Raw genomic sequence first — 23,189 nt, forward strand, 5'->3', positions numbered from 1 at the left:
ATCGAGAGAGATAGAGACGTTTTATGGAATGGTTAGCGGATCCCACGGCCTGGTTAGGCTTGTTGACTTTGATCGTGCTGGAACTGGTGCTGGGTATCGACAACCTGGTGTTCATCGCAATCCTCGCGGATAAATTGCCGCCGCATCAACGTGATCGTGCACGGATTATCGGCCTGTCGCTGGCGCTGATCATGCGTCTTGGCCTGTTGGCGAGTATTTCCTGGCTGGTCACCCTCACGCAGCCGTTGTTCGAGGTGTTCGACAAGAGCTTCTCCGGCCGTGACCTGATCATGCTGTTCGGTGGCGTGTTCCTGCTGTTCAAGGCCACCATGGAATTGCACGAACGCCTTGAAGGTCACGTCGGCGAACGCACGACCAACAGCGCTTATGCCATGTTCTGGCCGATCGTCGCGCAGATTGTGGTGCTCGATGCAGTGTTCTCCCTCGATGCGGTGATCACCGCCGTGGGCATGGTCGATGAACTGGCGGTGATGATGATCGCGGTGATCATCTCGATTGGCTTGATGATTGTCGCCAGCAAGCCGCTGACGCGCTTCGTCAACGCGCACCCGACGGTGATCATGCTGTGTCTGGGCTTCCTGATGATGATCGGTTTCGCCCTGACCGCCGAAGGTCTGGGCTTCCACATTCCGAAAGGTTATCTGTACGCCGCCATCGGTTTCTCGATTCTGATCGAGGTGTTCAACCAGATCGCCCGGGCACGCCGCAAGCGCTCGATGCAGGGTTTACGGCCGATACGCGAGCGCACGGCTCACGCGGTCATGCGTTTGCTGGGCGGGCGCAAACTGGCGGTGGAAGAGGTCGGCGAAGAACTCTCCGACCTGCTCGACGACGGTGACGCGCCAAGTACCGAACTGTTCGATCGTCGTGAACGGGTGATGATCAGCGGCGTACTGCAACTGGCCGAGCGCCCGATTCGCGGGCTGATGACCGTGCGCGCCGATGTCGACACGATTGATCTGGCCGATGATCGCGAGGCGATTCGCACCCGCTTGATGCACTCGTCCTATTCGCGTCTGCCGTTGATTCGCAACGGTGCGGTGGATGAGCCGTTGGGCTTCGTGCACAAGAAAGAATTGCTCAAGGAATACCTGACCGGCACCGAGCCGAACCTGGAACACCTGGCGCGCAAGACCATCAATTTGCTCGACAGCTATTCGATCCTCAACGCACTGGAGCAGATGCGCGCTGCGTCGACGCACATTGCCTTCGTGGTCAACGAGTTCGGCGACTTTGTCGGCGTATTGACCATGACCGACATTCTCGAATCGATTGCCGGTGAGTTGCCCGATGCCAGCGAAATCGAAGGCCCGGACGTGGTCGAGGAGCAGGGCGGGTTTATGGTCAGCGGTGCGTTGAATCTGGCGCGGGTGCGCCAACGCACCGGGTTTGGCGCCAAGCCGACCGAGGACTATCAGACCATGGCCGGGTTGGTGATGAGCCTTCTTGATCGTCTCCCGGTCATTGGTGATCGTCTGGAACTTGAAGGCTGGCACATGACGGTCAAAGCGGTGGAAGAGCGGCGGGTGACGCGGGTGCTTTTGGAGCGCGCGCCAGCGTAATCCTTGAGTTCTCTACGAAACGTGCCGGCCACTTCGCGAGCAAGCTCGCTCCCACATTGGAATGCGTTTCAAATGTGGGAGTGAGCCTGCTCGCGAATGCTTGGGTTGATCCATTGTTCATCCTGACGTACCACTGCCTTGCTGTTCCTTGGGCGTTTTTACTTCCGGCTTTCGACGTCACTGCTCGAATGAGTGCGCTTCAAACAAGAGAACAGGAAGCTGGATTTATCCCCTGACACCGAACAGGGATCTCCACTACACCACGATTCGCTCAAGGGTGTTTTTCGGTTCTCTAGTCTCCAGACTCAGTAGCACCAGACTGCCAAATTGCGCGGCGGCGACGCTGTTTGCTCCGTCTGTCTGGAGTCTGACTGTGGCGCCGGTCGTGCCGGCTGGCGCGAGGATCCAGTCGGTTCGCACTTGCCAGTTTGGATCGTCTGTCAGCGCCAACTCAAGTTCGTCGCCAGCAGGATGTAGCGTCAATATCACGCGAGCCGTGGAGCCGGATGCAGTCTTGATTCTGGCGGACAGCGCATATTCTTCGGCTTCAGATTGGAAAATGACGTCCTGACTGATGTATCCGGGTGAAGTGATCCTGCAGTCATCCTCGTTGAATTTCACCTGATCTGGATGGCTCACTGACCAGTCTTTCTCGCCTTCGTAGAACTCGCCATTCCTGATCAAATTCGTCATGTCCTTATCCCTCCCTGCGACTTTTTGGTTAACCCGGCTTCGGAACCTTCAGCCTGTTCAGCACTGACTCCGCAGGTGCGCACGTGCAACCGTGCACAGAGTACGAAGTGTCTGACGCAGCCAGGGCAGATCATGCGTTTTTTTACGGGCGGCAACGGGCGCTTTGGTCTTGCCGATGTGCTCGGTGAAATCCCGTGCGAGGGTTTCTTCCGTGCCGATGCCTTTGAGTTTTTTCACCAGCCTGCCGTTCTTGTAGAACAGTACGGTGGGCGTACCGGTTACCAGCGGATGACGGGCAGTTTCGCTGGTATTGAGCATGTAGATATTGGCGCGATGCCGGTATGGCTCGGCCGTCTGGCGAAAAATCGGCCCGGCCCACTCGCAGGCGGGGCAGTACTCGTTAGCGAAATACAGAATCACCGGGCGCCAGGTTTTCAGGGCTTTGCGATAGGTGGCAGGCAAGGCTGCGAAAGGGGTTGTCAAGTCCATTGGAAACTCCCTTTTTCGGACTGCAGTGGTGATGCGTTCACGGAGAAAACGAGCCGTCACGAGATGAAAGCTCGCTTTCAAGAGTATTGGCTCAGAGCAGCTTGGATAGCGTTACATCGCTGAAATAAGAGCCAAGTTCATCAAACGTACCGTCATTGGACTCAACCTTCACCGTGAACTTGAGTGTCGCGAGAGGGGCGTCGAACTCTTGGAACTTGATCGTCCAGCCTTGGTTACCTCCGACGTCAAGTTCAACCGGGTTGCCTGTCGGAAGTGGTTGCACAGTGACGCGGCCAGCATAGCCAGGCAGTGTTTTCATTCTTGCCGAGATCATGAATTTGCCACCGCCCTCGCTGCCCAGGAGAATGTCCTGACTGATGGAGTCAGGAGTCGCGATTATGCAGTGACCATTTACGTAACTGACGTTATTCGGGGTTGTTGCTGTCCAGTGATCGCCCTGATTCGCAAAATCACCATTTTTAATCAGATTGGCCATTTCAAAAGTCCTTATTGAGATTTTAAGTTCGGTTCCTGACCCGTTCGGTCCGGACCAGTAGGCCTATCAATTCACCGGTCAACAACTGTCAACTCTGACAGGTCGAGCCGGAAATCCGATGAGCGGTCACTCGCGCTCAAGCCATTTTCCAAGTCCGATTCAATGCTTTATCTGTGCATCAATCGGTCGCGCACATGCCCTTGGATGTGACGTTACTTCCCAATCGGTTGCCCTCAGTAGCGAAGTTCAAACCTCTATTGGCAATGGTCGCGCGCAGATCCGCGGGCTAACTTGTTGAACCGATTAATGTTTCCGAAGACCTGGGTTTTATTGCCAAAGCTATGGCACACTTTCTGCTGTCTATTCCGTAGTAACAAACCGTGTTCCGGTATAGCGGAATAAACACCATTCTGGAGTGCTTGCCATGCATCGCCGTCCTTCGTTGTTCAAAGCGTGTGTTTTTGTTCTTGCGGCTTCGTCCGCTGTCATGGGTATGGCCCAGGCAGCTGACAGCAAACTCGACAGTGTTCTGGCCCGTGGCAAATTGATCGTGGGCACCGGTAGTACCAATGCGCCGTGGCACTTTCAGGGCGCGGACGGCAAGTTGCAGGGCTTTGATATCGACATCGCGCGGATCGTCGCCAAAGGTCTGTTCAATGATCCGAGCAAAGTCGAGTTCGTGGTGCAGTCGTCCGATGCGCGGATTCCCAATCTGCTGACCGACAAGGTCGACATGAGCTGCCAGTTCATCACCGTTACCGCCAGCCGCGCGCAACAAGTGGCGTTCACCCTGCCGTACTACCGCGAAGGCGTCGGCCTGTTGTTGCCGAACAACAGCAAGTACAAGGAAATCGAAGATCTGCAAGCCGCCGGCGACAGCGTTACCGTGGCCGTGCTGCAAAACGTCTACGCCGAAGAACTGGTGCATCAGGCCTTGCCGAAGGCCAAGGTCGATCAATACGACAGCGTCGATCTGATGTATCAGGCCGTTAACTCCGGTCGCGCCGACGCCGCCGCCACCGACCAGTCCTCGGTCAAATACCTGATGGTGCAGAACCCTGGCCGCTACCGCAGCCCAAGCTATGCGTGGAGCCCGCAAACCTATGCGTGCGCGGTGAAACGCGGCGATCAGGACTGGCTGAACTTCGTCAACACCGCGCTGCATGAAGCCATGACCGGCGTTGAATTCCCGACTTACGCGGCGTCGTTCAAGCAATGGTTCGGTGTAGATCTGCCTTCGCCAGCAATTGGTTTCCCAGTCGAATTCAAATGATCCCGTGAGAGTGGGGCGATTAAAGTCGCCCCGCTCAAGGTACTGCTGACCATGAACTATCAGTTGAACTTTGCCGCCGTCTGGCGCGATTTCGACACCTTGCTGGCGGGGCTCGGTCTGGGCCTCGAACTGGCGCTGGTGTCGATCGCCATCGGCTGCGTGATCGGCCTGCTGATGGCGTTTGCCTTGCTGTCGAAGCATCGCGCCTTGCGGGTGCTGGCTTCGGTGTACGTCACGGTGGTGCGTAACACGCCGATTCTGGTGTTGATTCTGTTGATCTACTTTGCGCTGCCAAGCCTGGGCATTCGTCTGGACAAGATTCCCTCGTTCATCATCACGCTGTCGTTGTATGCCGGGGCGTACCTGACCGAAGTGTTCCGTGGCGGCTTGCTGAGTATTCCCAAGGGCCAGCGCGAAGCCGGGCTGGCGATAGGGCTCGGCGAGTGGCAGGTCAAGGCCTACGTCACCGTGCCGGTGATGTTGCGCAACGTCTTGCCGGCGCTGTCGAACAACTTCATTTCGCTGTTCAAGGACACCTCGCTGGCTGCCGCGATCGCGGTGCCGGAGCTGACCTATTACGCGCGCAAGATCAACGTCGAGAGCTACCGGGTGATTGAAACCTGGCTGGTGACCACGGCGTTGTATGTTGCGGCCTGTTACCTCATTGCCATGCTGCTGCGCTACCTCGAGCAGCGTCTGGCGATCCGCCGATAGGAGGCTGCGATGTACGAATCTCCCAGTTGGTTACATGAGTTGTGGGTCGCACGCGAGCCACTGTGGCAGGGTTTTTTGACCAGCGTGCAAGTGTCGGCGCTGGCGATTCTGCTCGGCACGATGCTCGGCGTTATTACCGGGTTGGTGCTGACGTACGGCAAGTTCTGGATGCGCGCACCGTTTCGGTTTTACGTCGATCTGATTCGCGGCACGCCGGTGTTTGTGCTGGTACTGGCCTGCTTCTATATGGCGCCGGCACTCGGCTGGCAGATCAGCGCATTTCAGGCCGGGGCCTTGGGGCTGACGCTGTTCTGCGGCTCCCACGTCGCTGAAATCGTGCGGGGTGCGCTGCAAGCCTTGCCGCGCGGGCAGATGGAGGCGAGCAAAGCCATCGGCCTGACGTTTTATCAATCCCTCGGTTATGTGCTGTTACCCCAGGCACTGCGGCAGATCCTGCCGACCTGGGTCAACTCGTCCACCGAAATCGTCAAGGCCTCGACCTTGCTCTCGGTGATCGGCGTGGCCGAACTGCTGCTCAGCACGCAACAGATCATCGCCCGGAACTTCATGACCCTGGAGTTCTACCTGTTCGCCGGTTTTCTGTTCTTCGTCATCAACTACGGCATCGAATTACTCGGCCGGCACATTGAAAAGCGGGTGGCCCTGCCATGACTCAAGCTCAAGTTTCTCCACAGAATCAGGCGTTGCTGGACATCCGTGGCCTGCACAAACAGTACGGCGCAGTAGAAGTGCTCAAAGGTGTCGATCTGAGCATGCAGCGCGGCAACGTGGTGACGCTGATCGGTTCCAGCGGTTCGGGTAAAACCACGCTGCTGCGTTGCGTGAACATGCTCGAAGAATTCCAGGGCGGACAGATCCTGCTCGACGGCGAATCCATCGGCTATGACGAGGTCAACGGCAAGCGAGTGCGGCATGCCGAAAAAGTCATCGCCCGCCATCGTGCGATGACCGGCATGGCGTTCCAGCAGTTCAACCTGTTCCCGCATTTGACCGCGTTGCAGAACGTCACCCTGGGCTTGCTCAAGGTGAAGAAAATGCACAAGGACGAAGCCGTCGTCCTCGCGGAAAAGTGGCTGGAGCGCGTCGGCTTGCTGGAGCGGCGCAATCACTTTCCCGGTCAGTTGTCCGGCGGTCAGCAACAGCGCGTCGCGATCGCCCGGGCGATTGCGATGAACCCGAGCCTGATGCTGTTTGATGAAGTCACTTCGGCCCTCGACCCGGAACTGGTTGGCGAAGTGCTCAACGTGATCAAGGGTCTGGCCGAAGACGGCATGACCATGCTGCTGGTGACCCACGAGATGCGTTTCGCCTTCGAGGTCTCGGACAAAATCGTTTTCATGAATCAGGGGCGAATCGAAGAGCAGGGGCCTCCCAAGGAACTGTTCGAGCGCCCGCAATCGCCGCGTCTGGCTGAGTTTCTCAAGAGCACGCGGTTTTAACTTTCGTTTTGTAATCAGGAGAAGTACCCATGAGCATTACGCGTTACGGCACCGGCAGCACCGCCGCTGGCGGTCAGCCACGTCCCTTCGCTCGCGCCGTTGAAGCGGATGGCTGGCTGCATGTGTCTGGCCAGGTGCCAGCGGTGGATGGCGAGATTATTGTCGGCGGCATCGTCGAGCAGACCCATCAGACCATGAAGAACCTGATCGCGATTCTCGAAGAGGCCGGTTATGGCCTGGAAGATGTCGTGCGTGCCGGGGTGTGGCTGGATGATCCGCGTGATTTCAGCAGTTTCAACAAGGTTTTCGGCGAGTACTTCAAACCTGAACACGCACCGGCGCGGGCCTGTGTGCAGGCGAGCATGATGGTCGATTGCAAGGTCGAGATCGACTGCATCGCCTACAAGAAGAAGGCTTGAAAATTGCTGTGTTGCTTAGGCCGCAGCCCCTCACCCTAACCCTCTCCCAAGGGAGAGGGGACTGATCTGTATCGATGTGGATTTTGCGTATGACGCTTACATTTACATCGATACGGCCAGGCTCTTTCTCTCTGGGAGAGGGGACTGATCTCCATCGATGCAGATTTTGGCGGCTGACCACAACATGTGCATCGATCCAGTCAGGCTCCCTCTCCCTCAGGGAGAGGGCGGGGGGTGAGGGCAGCAATCCAACTGACACAACACCAAGGGCCAGTTACCATCCGGCGACTTTGAATGGGAACCACTGAAATGACCGAAGACACCATCAAACGCCGGGCACGCGGTCTGGACCGGGCGTTCGATATCCTCGATTTCCTCAAGGAGATCGGCCAGCCGCTGCGCCCCAACGACATCGCCAACGGCATCGGCAGCCCGAAATCCACGGTCTACGAACTGGTCGCGTCGCTGCTCGAGCGACGAATTCTGGAGCCGGTGGGCAAGGACGGTCATGTCTATCTGGGCCGGCAGTTGTATTTTCTCGGTCAGGCGCATTTGCGTCATTTCGACCTCAGCCGCGAGGCCGATCACGCCTTGCAGGAGATCGTCAGTCAGACCCATGAAACCGCGCAGATGTGCCTGCTCAACGGCCGTAAATACACAGTGGCGTTGATGAAGGAGGGCGAGCGGCATTTCCGCATTTCCTCCGACATCGGTGAAAACGCCCCCATCCCGTGGACGGCTTCCGGGCGTCTGTTGCTCGCGCACTTGAGCGATCAACAGATCATCGACCTGATTGACGAAGACGACTTCATCCTGCCCGATGGCGAACGTCTGCCGCTGGAGCGTTTTCTCGCGGAAATCCGTCAGGCCGGCATCGACGGATTTTTCTCCTTCGACAGCGTCGCCGACACCTTTACCCACTGCTTCGCCGCGCCGGTCAAAGACCCTCAAGGCGTAGCGATTTGCACCTTGTGCATCGTCGCCCCGCGGGCCGATGCGAAGAACAATTACAACGACTATCGCCGAGTGCTGATCGAGAGCGCCAACAGCCTCGCCCGGCGCATCAACGAATAACCACGGCTGCCTGCGGCCGCGAAAGTGAGGAGTTCGACCATGACGACTGCCATCAATACTGCTGTGGAAAAGGGCGACGCCGCCATCGGCGCGCAACTGGTACGCGACGTCAGCCTGCCGGCGCTGGTGCTGCACCGCGAAGCGCTGGAGCACAACATCCGCTGGATGCAGAAGTTTGTCAGCGACAGCGGCGCGCAGCTTGCGCCTCACGGCAAAACCAGCATGACCCCGGCACTGTTCAAGCGTCAGCTCGACGCCGGTGCCTGGGGCATCACCCTCGCCAGCGCGACCCAGACTCGCGCCGCTTACGCCCATGGTGTGCGCCGGGTGCTGATGGCTAACCAACTGGTTGGCACGCCGAACATGGCGCTGATTGCCGATCTGCTCGCCGATCCGTCGTTCGATTTTTACTGCATGGTCGATCACCCGGACAACGTCGCGGATCTCGGCGCCTACTTCGCCACGCGTGGGGTGAAGCTGAACGTGATGATCGAATACGGCGTAGTCGGCGGGCGTTGCGGTTGCCGCAGCGAACAGGAAGTCATCGAACTGGCCAAGGCGATCACCGCGCAACCGGCGCTGGCCCTGACCGGCATTGAAGGTTACGAAGGGGTGATTCACGGTGATCACGCGGTCAGTGGCATTCGTGAATTTGCCGCGTCACTGGTACGCCTGGCGGTGCAATTGCAAGACAGCGGCGCGTTCGCCATCGGTAAGCCGATCATCACTGCCTCGGGTTCGGCGTGGTACGACCTGATTGCCGAATCGTTCGAAGCACAAAACGCATCCGGACGTTTCCTCAGTGTGTTGCGTCCCGGCAGTTACGTGGCCCATGACCATGGCATTTACAAGGAAGCGCAGTGCTGCGTGCTTGATCGTCGCAGTGATCTGCACGAGGGCTTGCGCCCGGCGCTGGAAGTCTGGGCGCACGTGCAGTCGCTGCCCGAGCCGGGCTTCGCGGTGATCGCACTGGGCAAACGTGATGTTGCGTTCGATGCCGGTTTGCCGGTGCCGTTGTTGCGTTACAAGGCGGGTGTGGTGCCGGCAGTGGGCGAGGATGTCGGTGCGTGCAAAGTCACGGCGGTGATGGATCAGCACGCGTTCATGACGGTGGCGCCGGGCGTTGAATTGCGTGTGGGTGACATCATTTCCTTTGGTACGTCGCACCCGTGCCTGACGTTCGACAAGTGGCGTGTGGGGTTGCTGGTGGATGAGCAGTTGTCAGTGATCGAGAGCATGGAGACCTGTTTCTAAAGCTTGAGACCGAGTCGCGGTCATTCGCGAGCAAGTCCAGACACCATCGATCAACCAGAGACAGCACAAGATGAACACCCTCAGCCCCCTGGGCCCGAACACCCCGCGCATTGCCCTGATCGGCGAGTGCATGATCGAACTGCAGCAGCGTGCCGACGGCAGCCTGCAGCAAAGTTTCGGCGGCGACACCCTGAACACGGCGGTGTATCTGTCCCGCGCCATGGGCGAGAGGGCGCAGGTCGACTACGTCACCGCGCTGGGAGATGACAGCTTCAGCGACGCCATGTGCCAGATCTGGAGCAGCGAAGGTATCGGCCTCGGTCTGGTGCAGCGTCTGCCGGGTCGCTTGCCGGGCCTGTATTGCATTCAGACTGACGCCAACGGCGAACGGCGCTTTCTCTACTGGCGCAACGAGGCCGCCGTGCGCGACTGTTTCACCACGCCAGCCGCCGCGCCGATTCTTGCGGCGTTGCCGGATTACGATGTGCTGTATTTCAGCGGCATCACCCTGGCCGTGCTCGGTGCGCTCGGCCGGGAAAAACTGATCCAGACCTTGATCGAAGCACGGCAGCGTGATGCGCGCATCGTCTTCGATAACAACTACCGGCCACGGTTGTGGGCTTCTGTAGAAGACGCGCGGACGGCGTATCGCAACGTGTTGCCTTACGTTGATCTGGCGTTGCTGACCGTGGATGACGAACAGGCGCTGTTCGGTTTCGCCGATGGCGACGCGGTGTTTGCCGCTTACACGCAGTTCGGCACGCCGGAAGTGGTGCTCAAGCGCGGCGCCGAGGCGTGTCTGATTCGCTGTGATGGTGAGGCATTTGAAGTGCCGGCGCAGAAGGTCGGGAAAGTGGTGGACACTACGGCGGCGGGGGATTCGTTCAGTGCGGCGTATCTGGCCAGGCGACTGCTGGGGGGAGTCCGGCGGAGGCTGCCGAGGCCGGGCATCTGCTGGCAAGTCGGGTGATTCAGATGCCAGGAGCACTGATCCCCAGAACCTGAAATGCAATCCCTGTAGGAGCTGGCGAAGGCTCGGGCCGCGATCGGACGATCTTTTGATCTTGTTTTTCAAGATCAAGATCAAAAGATCGCAGCCTCGTTTCACTCGACAGCTCCTACACAGCTCCTGTGAGGAAAGTATTAATCCCGGTAAAACACCTGCACCAGGTGATAGCCGAACTTGCTCTTGATCGGCCCATGCACAGTGCGCAGCGGTTTCTTGAAAATCACCGCATCAATCGCCCCGACCATCTGCCCCGGCCGCACTTCACCCAGATCGCCGCCGCGCTTGCCGGACGGGCAGGTCGAAAATTTCTTCGCCAGCACATCAAACGCTTCACCCTTGGCGATGCGTTGTTTTAGCTGTTCGGCCTCTTCGGCAGTTTTCACCAGAATGTGGCGGGCTTGGGCTTTCATCGTGCGGTACCTGATAACGGGGTGACGGCGGGGCGCGGATTATGCCTCAAGTCACGGGGTTTGGCTGATCATCGTGCGGATCTTGCTGGCCAGCAGCTCAATGGCAAACGGTTTGGCGACCATGTCCATGCCGTCCTCGAGAAACCCCTGCCGCTCGGCGGCTTTCTGTGCGTAGCCGGTCATGAACAGCACCTTGAGGCCCGGCCGATGCTGACGGGCAATCTCCGCCAACTGTCGGCCGTTCATGCCTGGCAGGCCGACGTCGGTGACCAGCAGGTCCACGCGCAGATCGGATTCGAGCAGGGGCAGGGCGGTCTTGGCGTCTTCGGCTTCGTGGGCCTGATAACCCAGCTCCCGGAGCAGATCGAGCACCAGCATGCGCACCGCCGGGTCATCTTCGACGACCACCACGGTTTCACCGGTCGCCGTCGTCGGCGCTTGTTTTACTGGCACGATAGCCGGCTGTTCCGGTTCGATGCCGTACAACCGCGGCAAGTACAAGCGCACACACGTGCCCTGGCCTGGCAGGCTGTCGAGGCTGACATGCCCGCCTGATTGCTGGGCAAAACCATAAATCATCGACAGGCCCAGCCCGGTGCCTTGACCAATAGGCTTGGTGGTGAAAAACGGATCGAAGGCCTTGGAACGTACGGACGGCGTCATGCCGGTGCCGTTGTCGCTGACCGCCAGCATCAGGTAATCGCCAGCCTTGACCGGTTCGAGCGTGGTGATATCGCTGCCGTCGAGATAGACGTTGGCCGTCTCAATCAACAACTCGCCGCCATCGGGCATGGCATCGCGGGCATTGATGACCAGGTTGAGCAGGGCGTTTTCCAATTGGCTGACGTCGGTGCTGACCGGCCACACGTTCTCGGCCAGACGCAGGGTGAGTTCGATCGGGTCGCCCTTGGTCCGACGGATCAGGTCTTCCAGCGAATGCACCAGTTCATTGACGTTCAGGGTTTTGCGATCCAGCGACTGGCGCCGCGAAAATGCCAACAGGCGATGGGTCAATGCTGCCGCACGGTTGGCCGATGACACCGCCGCTTCGGTAAAACGACCAATCTCGTCGGCCCGGCCGTTGGCGATGTAGCGCTGCATCAAATCGAGGCTGCCGATAATGCCGGTGAGCATGTTATTGAAGTCGTGGGCGATACCGCCGGTGAGCTGACCGACCGCCTCCATCTTCTGCGCGTGACGCAAGGCATCTTCGGCGCGCTCGCGTTCGAACATCTCGTTCTGCAAACGCTGGTTGGCCTGGGCCAATTGTTCGGTACGGGCGCTGACCCGTTCTTCCAGGGTTTCGTTGAGATTGCGCAAGGCTTCTTCGGTTTTCTTGCGCTCGGTCTCATCGATCACAAAGATATAGAAACCACTGATCGCGCCGTCGGCGGCGTAACGCGGCAGGTAATTCATCAGCGCGTGGCGATTGCTGCCATCACGGTGCGGGGTGTACAGGCTGAACGAACACGGTCTGCCGGCCAGCGCTTCGGCAATGTAGGGCAGGCGCAGGAAATAGGCTTCTTCACCGATGACTTCGCGAATGGTGCGGCCGTAGAGTTCCTGTGGCGTGAGGCCGTACCAGTCCAGATAGGCCGCGTTGTTCAGGCGAAAGCGCTCTTCACAGTCGACATAACTGATCAGGATCGGCATGGCGTTGATGATCAACTGCAGTTCAGTCTGGCTCTGGCGCAGCGCCTGTTCGGTGTGTTTGCGCTCGGTCAGGTCCAGCGCCGCGCCGAGGAAGCGCATGGGCCTGCCGTGGTGATCCTTGTAGCAACGCCCGCGGGCGAACACCCAGCGCACCTCGCCATCGCCTTGCTGCAAGCGATATTCCTCGGCGTATTCGGTGCCGTGGGTGATGCAGTGTTTGATGCTGCGCGCAATCATGGCGCGGTCTTCAGGGTGCACGCCTTGCAAGTAATCGCTGATCGGCAACTGTCCGGCGAGGCTGGGATCGACGCCATGCAATTGGGCGAAATGCGCGTCGGCGATAAAGCGGTCTTCACCGATGTCCCAATCCCAGGTGCCAACGGCATCAGTTGCGGCCAACGCCAGTTGCAGGCGCTCTTCGGTTTCCCGTTGAGCCTTGAGGCTTTCCTCGGAGCGTCGCTGCAGTTCCAGAGCGATGCGTCGGCGTTCGTTGGTTTCGATGGCGGTGACCAGAATCCCGGCGACTTGCGCGGTTTCATCGCGGATCGGACTGTAGGTCAAATCCAGCCAGAAGTCGGACTCTTGGCCTTCGCGCTGCAGGGTGAAGCGTCTTTCGCTGTAGGTGCGAACCTGGCCTTGTAGGACGGCGCTGTAAATCGGGTCGGTAAAGTCGCGAAGTTCTGGCCAGATCTGGTGCGCAGGCTGTCCGAAAGCGTGCGGATGCTTGTGGCCGGCGAGCAGGGCGAAACCATTGTTGTAGATCTGCGTGAGTTGCGGGCCCCACAACAACAGCATCGGCATCGGCGAGTGAATCACGATGTCCACCGCGGTGCGCAGGCTCTGCGGCCAGTTGCCGGCAGCGCCCAAAGGGCTGCGGCTCCAGTCGGTGCGGGCGATCAGTGCCTGGGCGTCGTCGTTGTTCGGTACAGCATTCATTACATCAGTCCTGAGCGTGGTTCGGTGAGGCGACGTCTATCATTGTTGCAGTTGATCTGCGCCAGGCGTAGTTCATTGTCTGTTCATTGAATGCTTCGCGGGTGTTTTTTGCCATGGAAATCGATGCACTGTTGTCAGTTTTGTCCAAAAAAAACGGTTCGGATCTGTTCCTGTCAACGGGAGCACCGCCCAGTGCGCGCGTCGACGGCGTGCTCACGGCGTTGAGCGAACGACCTTTCAAAAACGGTGAAACGGCCGCCATCGCTGCCTCCCTGATGGACGCCGAGCAACGACGGGAGTTCGACCGGGATCTGGAAATGAACCTGGCGATTTCGCGAACGGGCATTGGCCGCTTTCGCGTCAATATCTTCAAACAGCGCAACGATGTATCGATCGTCATTCGCAACGTCAAACTCGACATTCCGCGTTTCGCTGATCTGAAACTGCCAGCGGTACTGCTCGAAACCGTCATGCTCAAGCAGGGGCTGATTCTGTTTGTCGGTGCCACCGATTCCGGCAAATCGACGTCGCTGGCTGCGCTGATCGACCACCGCAATCGCCACAGCAGCGGGCACATCATCACCATCGAGGATCCGATCGAGTACATCCATCGCCACCAGCGTTCGATCATCAATCAACGGGAAGTCGGGGTCGATACGCGCAGTTTCCACGCCGCCCTGAAAAACACCCTGCGTCAGGCACCGGATGTGGTGCTGATCGGCGAAATCCGTGACCGCGAAACCATGGAACATGCGCTGGCATTCGCCGATACCGGGCATTTAGTGCTCTCGACGTTGCACGCTATTAACGCCAATCAGGCGCTCGATCGGATTATCAATATGTTCCCGCAAGAGCGACGACCGCAGTTGTTGCAGACGTTGGGCAATAATCTTAAAGCCTGTGTTTCCCAACGATTGGTGCGCACGGTTGACGGGCAGAGACGGGCAGCGGTGGAAGTCATGCTGGGAACGCCGACTGTCAGAGATCTGATACATCGTAATGAATTAGGCGAGCTTAAAACGATCATGGAAAAATCCGTGGCGCAGGGTATGCAGACGTTTGATCAATCATTGTTCGATTTGTTTGAGAGTCATGTTGTTAACGAAGAGGAGGTGATGAAACATGCCGACTCTGGAACCAATCTGAAGCTGAAGATCAAGCTGAAAGTTGAGGGTGGGAGTGGCACGGGCGACGGGAGTGATGGTTGGGGTTTATTGGAATAGTTGTTGTTTTTTGAATTGCTTACATACGAACTTATAAATGTTTGATGGCGTCTTTGGCGATGAGTGGGGTTAACTTTACTTGCTCAGCTAGAGCGCATCTATATTTATAAGGAAGTCGTGATGTTGTCTGAAAGTTCAGGGAAGTTATTCAAGTCTTACAGCGTTGCCCATCAAGAGCAGCAGCGCCGACAAGCGATTGACGCTGAAGAGCGAGAGGCCGTACTTGCTCAGTTGCGCGATGCAGTCAAAGAGCAAGGTGTTGATCCGGTTTATAGCTGGCAGGGCTACGCCGTTGATGTGCAGGCGGGATCGTCTTTTCATGAGGTTTTTAATCCTGGGCGCGTGCTCTGGAGCAAATTGCTCGACAACGACCGGATTATGAGTGAGCTACGTCGCCATCGTGCGCTTAATACCGTCTTGGTCAGAGTAAATGAAAACGGTGGGGTCGAAGTCTTTCGAAAGGAAACCGGGAAATGGCATGAAGTGGATATCGACAATATCCCCCATCGTACCCGCCTTTATCAAAATGTTCTGCTGGTCGGTGATATCGCCAGGCAGGCTTGTGGATATATCTACGACGCCGATGACGTCAATATTGATCAATGGCTAAAGTTTCACAATTTGCCCGTCCCGCAAACCTTGGTGCAAACCCAGAATCTGATCGGTTACTTCGAATTCAATCCGCAGGTGGATTCGCTCGGCAATTTCTGGGAATTGCTGGATGCAGAAGATCATTCGCTGATCGTGCTGTCTGCCGAACAATGCCGCGCCATACGTTCGGTAACAACGCAACTGGTAGGAGCAGGCCAAAAGCTATTGGACGTTCTGCACCGTAATACCGGACAAACATCCGTCACCGCAGAGAATGCTGACGGATGGATTGTGCGTGTACTTAGCCATGACTATGCGCGTGATCTGGCCACGGCTTATCTGCAAAAACTGCAGTGGCTGGGTTCGCAGCCGGGAGAGATACCATCAAATCGTGGTCTCGCCAAGTTGTTGGTAACTGCCCTGTTGCTGGATATCGACCCATCGATCGGCGGTAACGCCGTTCGCAAGTCCATCGCAGGCCTGCAGCTTTATGCCCCGAGCAATGTCGGCCGCCAGGCCTCCGTTATTTGCCAGGAGCTACGGGCCTTTTTGGTAGCCAAACAAATGGCATCGGCCGGTTTGGCAGCCGTTGCTGCGCACTTGTTGCTGACGGGCATTGCTCCGGAATTTATGGTCAAGGGTATTCCGTCTTCGCTACAGATGGGGTCGGTGGAATGGATGAGTTATTGCCGCGCCGTCGTCTTGGCCGAGTCTGTGCGAAAGGGCGCTGCGCGGGTGATGAGCTATGCGCAAATAGTCGCCTATGGCGAACTGGAGCCACTGGGTGAGGCGCAGATACACCTGCGTGATATGGCAATGATCGGCCCGATGATCGACTGGGCATTGATCAATGATGTGGTGACGTCGTCTGAATTGGCGAATAAGGAAAAGGCCACCACAGAGCGTGCGCTGTCTGCATTTCAGGAGTATGCAGACAACTTCGTTCCGCGCTTCGGGCGGCTGCCGGACAGACGTCTGATCGCAAAAGAAGCGCTGGAAGATGCCGCGCCGTTGTGTGACTTTCTGGAAGAAAAAGTACTTCACCAGCATCCGGGCCTCGGCGCGTCTCCGACGGCCGCCTGCATGATCGATTTGCATATGTCCGGCGATCTGTCTGGAGGGGCTTGGGATCGGCCGGAAATCTTCCCGGATAACGTCTACTCCAATATTCCTTCCTTGCATGCTGGTGTAACCAACTACGAACGGCCCAAACGTCATGACCCTTCGGTTGCGAGTATCCACGAAGAATTTCCACGGCTACGTCGCCTGCGCCCGAATGACCAAGAGTTTCATCGCCAGTTGCGGGTCTATCTGGAAAACCTCAATCGCTCGTTGGTTGCCACGGTGAAACTGGCGCTTTCCAACATGCCTCATAGGGATCTGCAGGCCTTTCTGACAGGCACTGTCACCTTCTTTACCTTCCGCGACCGTGCGATTGAAACTTCGTCGTTTCGCGCCGCCGGACCTTTTACCTTTGAGGTGGACTATGAAACACGCCAAGGCAAGGATGCTGCCACCGGGCGTTTCGGACTATTGATGTGCGTGTCAAATGGTGCGGAGCTGACTGCCTATGAGCTGTTTACGTTGCGGGGCGAACTGGTAAAGAATAATCAGCTTGGTAATGAACTGGTCAGCAGAGGCTTGTTCCAGAAACCCGCCAGACTGGATTTTAAGGGTGATCTGAAGAAACAAGACGAGCCCATCGCTAAAACGTCTTTCAATATTGATTTCTCCAAGTACTTACATGGCGATTCTCCAGACTTCAGTTCAGGATCTGGTCAGGCCATCGCTGAAAAACTGGGCGTGCTGAGCGCTGCTGCCAATCCGATCCAGCTGGACAAGAGTGTTTACAAGAACTTCAGCAATCCACAACTTGTGCGCCTGGCCGACTTCATCATCAATCATCATCCTGTTATCAAGTTTGAAGAACTGGTAGCGGCGGCCACGGAGCCAACGGAACTCGAAGCAGAGCGGGCCAAAGGCGAGAAAATCGCCACTTACTTCGTTGATCTGGCCGTGCCTTTCAAAAAATGTATCGAGGACATATCAACGGGTGAGCACAATCGAGTCGTAGACGGGATCTACGGTTGCCTCATGGATGCCATTGCTTTGGGTGGCGCATTCTATGGCGCCGGTGTCAAAGCCTTGAGCATTTCCGCCAAGGCAATCTCTGCGGCCGGCAAAGCCGCGCGCGTGACCAAACTAGTGGTGGCAACCTCCGTATCGGCTTTCAATCCGGTAGATGGAGTACCCACGGCGGTGTACGGCGTCGGCAAACTCGTTCACAAGGGATTACTGCGATTCAGCAAGCCTACGCTGGAACTGTTGGGACTGGCCAAATCTCAATTGACCACGTTGCACGGCGGTAATAAAGGCAAGCACCTGATCCGCTCAGCGGATAATGCTTCAATAGCGCATGGTACCTGGCGGCCGAATGCTTCAGCTTCGGACACGCTCACGGTGCTGGCGGCGCGCAATAACTACAAGTGGTATGCACTGGATAGTTTGGGCAAGCCCTGGGGGCCGGCTCTGGGGCATTTCAACTTTACTGCGTCACTTCGGTTGCCGCGTGCCAATCACACCTTGCCCGTCAGTTATACACGACTGTTCATCGAGCAAAGCTTGCCCCGGGCACGGGCAAAAATAGAAAGTGCAATCAGTGTGTTGACCAGCCATGACTACCGGGCTGAGCGCGATGCGCTGATAAAAATATTGATGGGCCAGACCTCCAGCGATGCGGCGAATCGTGTGTTGGATTATCTGCGGTTGGTCAGGGCGGATTTTGCCGGCGTTTCCATGAGCAACTTCTTTCTCGATCCGCTCAAGGAGACGAACGACATCGCTGAGTTTGATGCGCAGGCCTACCAGCAATGGAAGCGCGCCGGTGGGCAGAGTCCGATTCCGTTCATCCAGATCAATACACCCAATATCAATCGACAGTTCATCGATAAGGGCATGAACCACGACGTAGTAGCGGATGATGTGATTCACGAGTTATTTCATGGGGTCGTACAGAACAATGATGTCGGTTATGCCCTGGATGTCGATGGCGTTACCAAGGGTGGGCAACAGCTGGACGTGGCTGCACTGCTTAATCTTGCCTTGGGGCGACTGGCGGTTGCAGATTCCAGCAACGTCTTTCACCCAAGTACCAAAGCCTTTGAAAACGCCGATTCTCTGGCATTGCTCACCTCGCTCCTCAGCCAGATGAGCACCGATAAAGTGACGTTTGAAAGCAATCTGCGAGTGCTTCGCGCAGCCGTTGACAACAATGTCGAGGGCACGATTATCGGACCTGTATTGATCAAACTGAACGCCACATCTACACACGATCTGACTGATCCGCCCCTGGCAGATGGCTGGGTCAGACCGGTGTAGTCATCTGGCGCAAATCTCTTGTACTAGATCTCCAGCTCCGGCCGATCCCGAAACTGCTCCAGCGCTTCGGGATTGGCCAGCGCATCGGTGTTCTTCACTGGCCGTCCATGCACCACTTCACGTACGGCCAGTTCGACAATCTTGCCGCTGATGGTGCGCGGAATGTCCGTCACCGCAACGATCTTCGCCGGCACGTGCCTTGGGGTGGTATTGGCGCGGATCACCTGGCGGATGCGTTGTTCCAGCGCCTCATCCAGCGCTAACCCTTCACGCAACCTGACAAACAGCACAACCCGCACATCATCCTGCCACTGCTGACCGATGGCGACGCTGTCCAGCACTTCGGCGACTTTCTCGACCTGGCGATAAATCTCTGCCGTGCCAATGCGCACGCCTCCCGGATTGAGCACGGCGTCGGAGCGGCCATGGATCAGCATCCCGCCGTGCGGCCGTTGCTCGGCGTAATCGCCTTGTGCCCAGACGCCCGGAAAGAGGCTGAAATACGATTGCCGCAGTTTCGTTCCGTCGGGGTCATTCCACAGACCGATCGGCATGGCCGGAAAGTGCCGGATGCAGACCAGTTCGCCTTTTTCGCCAATCACCGGTTGGCCGGCGTCATTCCAGACTTCCACCGCCATGCCCAGGCTCTTGCCCATGATCTCGCCGCGCCGCACCGAAGACAGTGGATTGGCGTTGACGAAGCACGAAACGATATCGGTGCCGCCTGACATCGACGCCAGGCACACATCCGGCTTGAAGTCGCGATAGACGAAATCGTAGCTTTGCGGCGATAACGCCGAACCGGTGCACAGCAGCGTCTTCAGGCTACCGAGGTCATGACTTTCACGGGGTTTCGCACCGCTGCTTTCCAGGGTGGCGAGGAACTTGGGGCTGGTGCCGAACACGCTGATGCGTTCGTCGTCGATCAAGTCGAGCAAACGCTGGTTGTCCGGGTGAAACGGCGAGCCGTCGTAGAGCACCACGGCGCTGCCGACCGCGAGCGCCGAAACCAGCCAGTTCCACATCATCCAGCCGCAGGTGGTGTAGTAGAAAAGTCGATCGCCCGGGCCGAGATCGCAATGCAGGCCGTGTTCCTTGACGTGTTGCAGCAGTACGCCGCCGGTGCTGTGGACGATGCATTTCGGCACGCCAGTGGTGCCGCTGGAATACAACACGTACAGCGGATGACTGAACGGCACCGGGACAAAATCCGCTTCGCCGCCGGCTTGATAGAAGTCATCCCACAAGGTCACTTCGGCGTGAGTCCGGTAAGTCTCGACGTGGGCGTGCGGCTGGGCATAAGGCACGATGATCAACTGCCTTAACGTTGGCAGTTGCTCGAGTATTCCGTTGATCTTGTCAGTCTGGTCGATGGTTTTGCCGGCATAGCGATAACCGGCGCAGGTGAGCAGTACCTTGGGTTCGATCTGGCCGAAACGATCAATCACGCCGTGGGTGCCGAAATCCGGCGAGGAGCACGACCAGATCGCGCCGAGGCTGGTGGTGGCCAGCATCGCCACTAGCGTCTGCCAGGTATTCGGCATGCACGCGGCGACACGATCACCGATACCGACGCCGGCGGCCTGCAAACTGGCTTGAAATCCGGCGACATGCTCGGCGAGTTCGGCCCAGGTCAATTGCTCGCGCTGACCGTTCTCCGCCACGCTGATCACCGCCACTGCATCGTCACGCCGGCGCAGCAGGTGTTCGGCGAAGTTCAGCGTGGCGCCGGGAAACCACTCGGCGTCGGGCATGTTTGGGCCTTCGCGCAGCACCGCATCGGGCTGAGTGTGGAAGCGGATATCGAAGAAATCGACAATCGCCTGCCAGAACTCCGCGCGCTGCTCGACGCTCCATTGGTGCAGGGCAGGGTAGTCGTCGAGTTTCAGCGAGTGCCGTTGGTTCACGGCACGACGGAAGGTGTCCATGCGCGATTGGGCGATACGGGTAGCGTCGGGTTGCCAGAGGATGTCGGACATTGTTTGCCTCTTGTTATCGGATTACAAAAATTCCCCTGTAGGAGTGAGCCTGCTCGCGATGGCGGTTTGTCAGTTAACTGTTACGGGGCTGACACACCGCTATCGCGAGCAGGCTCACTCCTACAGGAACGCAGCATTACTGCGCCAACCACCCACCATCAATATTCCACGCCGCCCCACGCACCTGACTGCCAGCTTCGCTGCACAAAAACAACACCAGTTCGCCCAGATGCTGCGGTGTCACGAACTCCAGCGACGGCTGTTTCTCTGCCAGCAAATCATGCTGCGCCTGCTGCGGATCGACACCCTTGGCTGCGCGGTCATCGATCTGTTTCTGCACCAGCGGCGTCAGCACCCAGCCCGGACAGATCGCGTTGCAGGTGACGTTACTGGTCGCGGTTTCCAGGCCGACCACTTTGGTCAAACCGATCACGCCGTGCTTGGCGGCCACATAAGCCGCTTTGCCGGTGGAGCCGACCTGACCATGCACGGAGGCGATATTGATGATCCGCCCCCAACCTTTGGCGCGCATCCCCGGCAGGCTCAGGCGCGTGCTGTGAAACACCGAAGACAGGTTTATGGCAATGATCGAGTCCCAGCGCTCGACGGGGAAATCCTCCACGGCGGCGACATGCTGGATGCCGGCGTTGTTGACCAGAATGTCGACGCCGCCGAACTCGCGCGCGGCGTAATTGATCATGTCGGCAATTTGCGCCGGATCACTGACATCGGCCGGATGATGGCCGACCTTGCCGCCGAACCGGGCGACTTCGGCGATGACTTTCGATGCATCGCCAAACCCGTTGAGAATCAGATTGGCGCCAGCCTTGGCCAGGCTCAGTGCGATGCCCAGACCGATGCCGCTGGTGGAACCGGTCACCAGGGCGGTCTTGCCGGAAAGAGTCGTCATGAATACCTCACACAATGCCAGTGGCGTAGAAAGTGCCGATCACTACGAAAACCGCCAGGGTCTTGATCAGCGTAATACAGAAAATGTCTTTATAGGCTTCGCGGTGGGTCAGGCCCGTCACCGCAAGCAAGGTGATGACCGCGCCGTTGTGCGGCAGGGTGTCCATGCCGCCACTGGCCATCGCGGCGACGCGGTGCAGCACTTCCAGCGGAATATTCGCGGCGTGGGCCGCACTGATGAACTGCTCGGACATCGCCGCCAGCGCAATGCTCATACCGCCCGAGGCGGAGCCGGTGATACCGGCCAAAAGGGTCACGGTGATGGCTTCGTTGACCAGCGGATTGGGGATTTGCTTGAGCCAGTCCGCCAGCACCAGAAAGCCCGGCAGCGACGCGATCACCGCGCCGAAGCCGTATTCCGACGCGGTGTTCATCGCCGCCAGCAATGCACCGCTGACCGCACTTTTGCTACCTTCGGCGAGCTTGCTGCGAATCGCCTGAAAGCCGAATGCCAGCACCATCAGAATGCCGACCAGCAAAGCCGCCTGCACGGCCCAGATCGCCGTCAGTTTGGCGATCTCGGTGGTGACCGGAGCCGCCATGCCCGGCAGCGCGAGGCTGTGGGTCTTGCCGTACCACTGCGGAATCCACTGGGTGAAGAGCAGGTTCATGATGCCCACCGCCAACAACGGCGACAGCGCAAGCCATGGGTTTGGCAGTTTCAGGTCTTCAGCGGTTTCCGGCTCGTTGCGCAATTCAGTGCCGTAGCCTTCGCCAGCGCGTTGGGCCTTGTTGCGTTGACGTTGCAGAAACAGCATGCCGGCGCAGAACACGAAAATTGTACCGATCACGCCCAGCCACGGCGCCGCCCACGCGGTGGTATTGAAGAACGTGCTGGGGATGATGTTCTGGATCTGCGGGGTGCCGGGCAGGGCGTCCATGGTGAACGAGAACGCGCCGAGGGCGATCGTTGCCGGGATCAGCCGCTTGGGAATATTGCTCTGGCGGAACATCTCGGCAGCAAACGGGTAAACCGCGAAGACCACCACGAACAGCGACACGCCGCCGTAAGTGAGCAAGGCGCAGACCAGCACGATCACCAGCATCGCCTGTTTGGTGCCCAGCAAGCGAATGGCCGCAGCGACAATCGAGCGGGAGAACCCTGACAGTTCGATCAACTTGCCGAACACGGCGCCGAGCAGGAACACAGGGAAATACAGCTTGATGAACCCGACCATTTTTTCCATGAACACCCCGGTGAACGCGGGAGCGACGGCGGAAGGGTCGGTGAGCAGCACGGCGCCGAGGGCAGCAATCGGGGCGAAGAGGATAACGCTATAGCCACGGTAGGCAGCCAGCATCAGCAGCGCCAGGGCTGCCAAGGCAATGATCACACTCATGGTGTGTCTCTCCAGAATTGTTATTTTTGTGGGTGGAACGGGTGTGGGAGAGGTATTAGCGAGATCTGTGCCAGATATTTAAGGTATTGAAATATATGGATTTTATTGGTTGTGACTAAAGGTTTTCACCGGTTTCGTCTCCTTTTAGAGACTGAGTTAAACCGAAAAGATCGCAGCCTTCGGCAGCTCCTACAGTGCGAACGCGAATTTCCCCTGTAGGAGCTGCCGAAGGCTGCGATCTTTTGC

18 protein-coding genes and 1 pseudogene are annotated in these 23,189 nt (G+C 57.9%); 11 read left to right on the forward strand and 8 right to left on the reverse strand.

Features of this window, described 5'->3' with window-relative positions; all coding sequences use genetic code 11:
* Positions 1–23 precede the first annotated feature (23 nt).
* Positions 24–1,583, forward strand: coding sequence for a TerC family protein (locus ACZZ0A_RS09675; RefSeq protein ID WP_463542955.1), 1,560 nt, complete (start codon positions 24–26; stop codon positions 1,581–1,583).
* 255 nt (positions 1,584–1,838) lie between these two features.
* Here the strand turns inward: ACZZ0A_RS09675 and ACZZ0A_RS09680 are convergent, their stop codons facing one another.
* The 3 genes from ACZZ0A_RS09680 to ACZZ0A_RS09690 form a co-directional block, all read right to left on the reverse strand.
* Positions 1,839–2,276, reverse strand: coding sequence for a hypothetical protein (locus ACZZ0A_RS09680; RefSeq protein WP_007912336.1), 438 nt, complete (start codon positions 2,274–2,276; stop codon positions 1,839–1,841).
* 57 nt (positions 2,277–2,333) lie between these two features.
* Positions 2,334–2,765, reverse strand: a complete 432-nt coding sequence (locus ACZZ0A_RS09685) for a thioredoxin family protein (protein WP_463542956.1) — start codon at positions 2,763–2,765, stop codon at positions 2,334–2,336.
* A 91-nt stretch (positions 2,766–2,856) separates the two neighbouring features.
* Complete coding sequence (locus ACZZ0A_RS09690) at positions 2,857–3,261, reverse strand: hypothetical protein (protein WP_102901908.1); 405 nt, start codon at positions 3,259–3,261, stop codon at positions 2,857–2,859.
* A gap of 424 nt (positions 3,262–3,685) precedes the next feature.
* On the opposite strand from ACZZ0A_RS09690, the gene ACZZ0A_RS09695 reads away from it, so the two are divergent.
* The 8 genes and pseudogenes from ACZZ0A_RS09695 (at position 3,686) to ACZZ0A_RS09730 (ending at position 10,460) form a co-directional block, all read left to right on the forward strand.
* Positions 3,686–4,534, forward strand: a complete 849-nt coding sequence (locus ACZZ0A_RS09695; protein ID WP_007912334.1) for a transporter substrate-binding domain-containing protein — start codon at positions 3,686–3,688, stop codon at positions 4,532–4,534.
* 51 nt (positions 4,535–4,585) lie between these two features.
* Positions 4,586–5,248, forward strand: a complete 663-nt coding sequence (locus tag ACZZ0A_RS09700) for an amino acid ABC transporter permease (RefSeq protein WP_003225455.1) — start codon at positions 4,586–4,588, stop codon at positions 5,246–5,248.
* 9 nt (positions 5,249–5,257) lie between these two features.
* Positions 5,258–5,920 carry an amino acid ABC transporter permease gene (locus ACZZ0A_RS09705; protein WP_007912332.1) on the forward strand — a complete coding sequence of 221 codons (663 nt, stop codon included), beginning with the start codon at positions 5,258–5,260 and terminating at the stop codon, positions 5,918–5,920.
* Positions 5,917–6,708, forward strand: coding sequence for an amino acid ABC transporter ATP-binding protein (locus tag ACZZ0A_RS09710; protein ID WP_007912331.1), 792 nt, complete (start codon positions 5,917–5,919; stop codon positions 6,706–6,708). Before ACZZ0A_RS09705 ends, ACZZ0A_RS09710 begins: the two co-directional genes overlap by 4 nt.
* A 29-nt stretch (positions 6,709–6,737) precedes the next feature.
* Positions 6,738–7,127: a RidA family protein gene (locus ACZZ0A_RS09715; RefSeq protein ID WP_007912330.1), complete on the forward strand. Its 390-nt coding sequence runs from the start codon at positions 6,738–6,740 to the stop codon at positions 7,125–7,127.
* A gap of 309 nt (positions 7,128–7,436) precedes the next feature.
* Positions 7,437–8,201, forward strand: coding sequence for an IclR family transcriptional regulator (locus tag ACZZ0A_RS09720; RefSeq protein WP_007912327.1), 765 nt, complete (start codon positions 7,437–7,439; stop codon positions 8,199–8,201).
* 39 nt (positions 8,202–8,240) lie between these two features.
* Entirely contained in the window at positions 8,241–9,455 is a 1,215-nt protein-coding gene (locus tag ACZZ0A_RS09725) for an amino acid deaminase (RefSeq protein WP_123375091.1), read from the forward strand.
* 70 nt (positions 9,456–9,525) lie between these two features.
* Positions 9,526–10,460, forward strand: a pseudogene (locus tag ACZZ0A_RS09730) (sugar kinase).
* Between the two features lie 138 nt (positions 10,461–10,598).
* Here the strand turns inward: ACZZ0A_RS09730 and ACZZ0A_RS09735 are convergent.
* Together ACZZ0A_RS09735 and ACZZ0A_RS09740 are read right to left on the reverse strand one after the other, a co-directional pair.
* On the reverse strand, positions 10,599–10,874 hold the full coding sequence (locus ACZZ0A_RS09735) for a peptidylprolyl isomerase (protein ID WP_007912322.1): 276 nt from the start codon (positions 10,872–10,874) through the stop codon (positions 10,599–10,601).
* 51 nt (positions 10,875–10,925) lie between these two features.
* Entirely contained in the window at positions 10,926–13,463 is a 2,538-nt protein-coding gene (locus ACZZ0A_RS09740) for a PAS domain-containing hybrid sensor histidine kinase/response regulator (RefSeq protein ID WP_095113364.1), read from the reverse strand.
* A gap of 113 nt (positions 13,464–13,576) precedes the next feature.
* Here ACZZ0A_RS09740 and ACZZ0A_RS09745 point away from each other — a divergent pair, with 113 nt between their 5' ends.
* Both ACZZ0A_RS09745 and ACZZ0A_RS09750 read left to right on the forward strand, forming a co-directional pair.
* On the forward strand, positions 13,577–14,686 hold the full coding sequence (locus ACZZ0A_RS09745) for a PilT/PilU family type 4a pilus ATPase (RefSeq protein WP_463542957.1): 1,110 nt from the start codon (positions 13,577–13,579) through the stop codon (positions 14,684–14,686).
* A 120-nt stretch (positions 14,687–14,806) separates the two neighbouring features.
* A complete protein-coding gene (locus tag ACZZ0A_RS09750) occupies positions 14,807–18,655 on the forward strand; it encodes a hypothetical protein (protein WP_463542958.1) in 3,849 nt (1,282 codons plus the stop codon).
* Between the two features lie 23 nt (positions 18,656–18,678).
* Here ACZZ0A_RS09750 and ACZZ0A_RS09755 read toward each other — a convergent pair whose 3' ends face one another.
* The 3 genes from ACZZ0A_RS09755 to ACZZ0A_RS09765 all read right to left on the reverse strand — a co-directional run bounded on the left by ACZZ0A_RS09755 (position 18,679) and on the right by ACZZ0A_RS09765 (position 22,943).
* Entirely contained in the window at positions 18,679–20,634 is a 1,956-nt protein-coding gene (locus ACZZ0A_RS09755; RefSeq protein ID WP_463542959.1) for an acetoacetate--CoA ligase, read from the reverse strand.
* A gap of 136 nt (positions 20,635–20,770) precedes the next feature.
* The gene (gene hbdH / locus ACZZ0A_RS09760; protein ID WP_095113360.1) at positions 20,771–21,544 is read right to left on the reverse strand and encodes a 3-hydroxybutyrate dehydrogenase; all 774 of its coding nucleotides are present in this window, start codon (positions 21,542–21,544) and stop codon (positions 20,771–20,773) included.
* A 7-nt stretch (positions 21,545–21,551) separates the two neighbouring features.
* A complete protein-coding gene (locus ACZZ0A_RS09765; protein ID WP_007912313.1) occupies positions 21,552–22,943 on the reverse strand; it encodes a GntP family permease in 1,392 nt (463 codons plus the stop codon).
* Between the last annotated feature and the right edge of the window lie 246 nt (positions 22,944–23,189).

It is taken from the genome of Pseudomonas sp. AC242 (assembly GCF_979258655.1).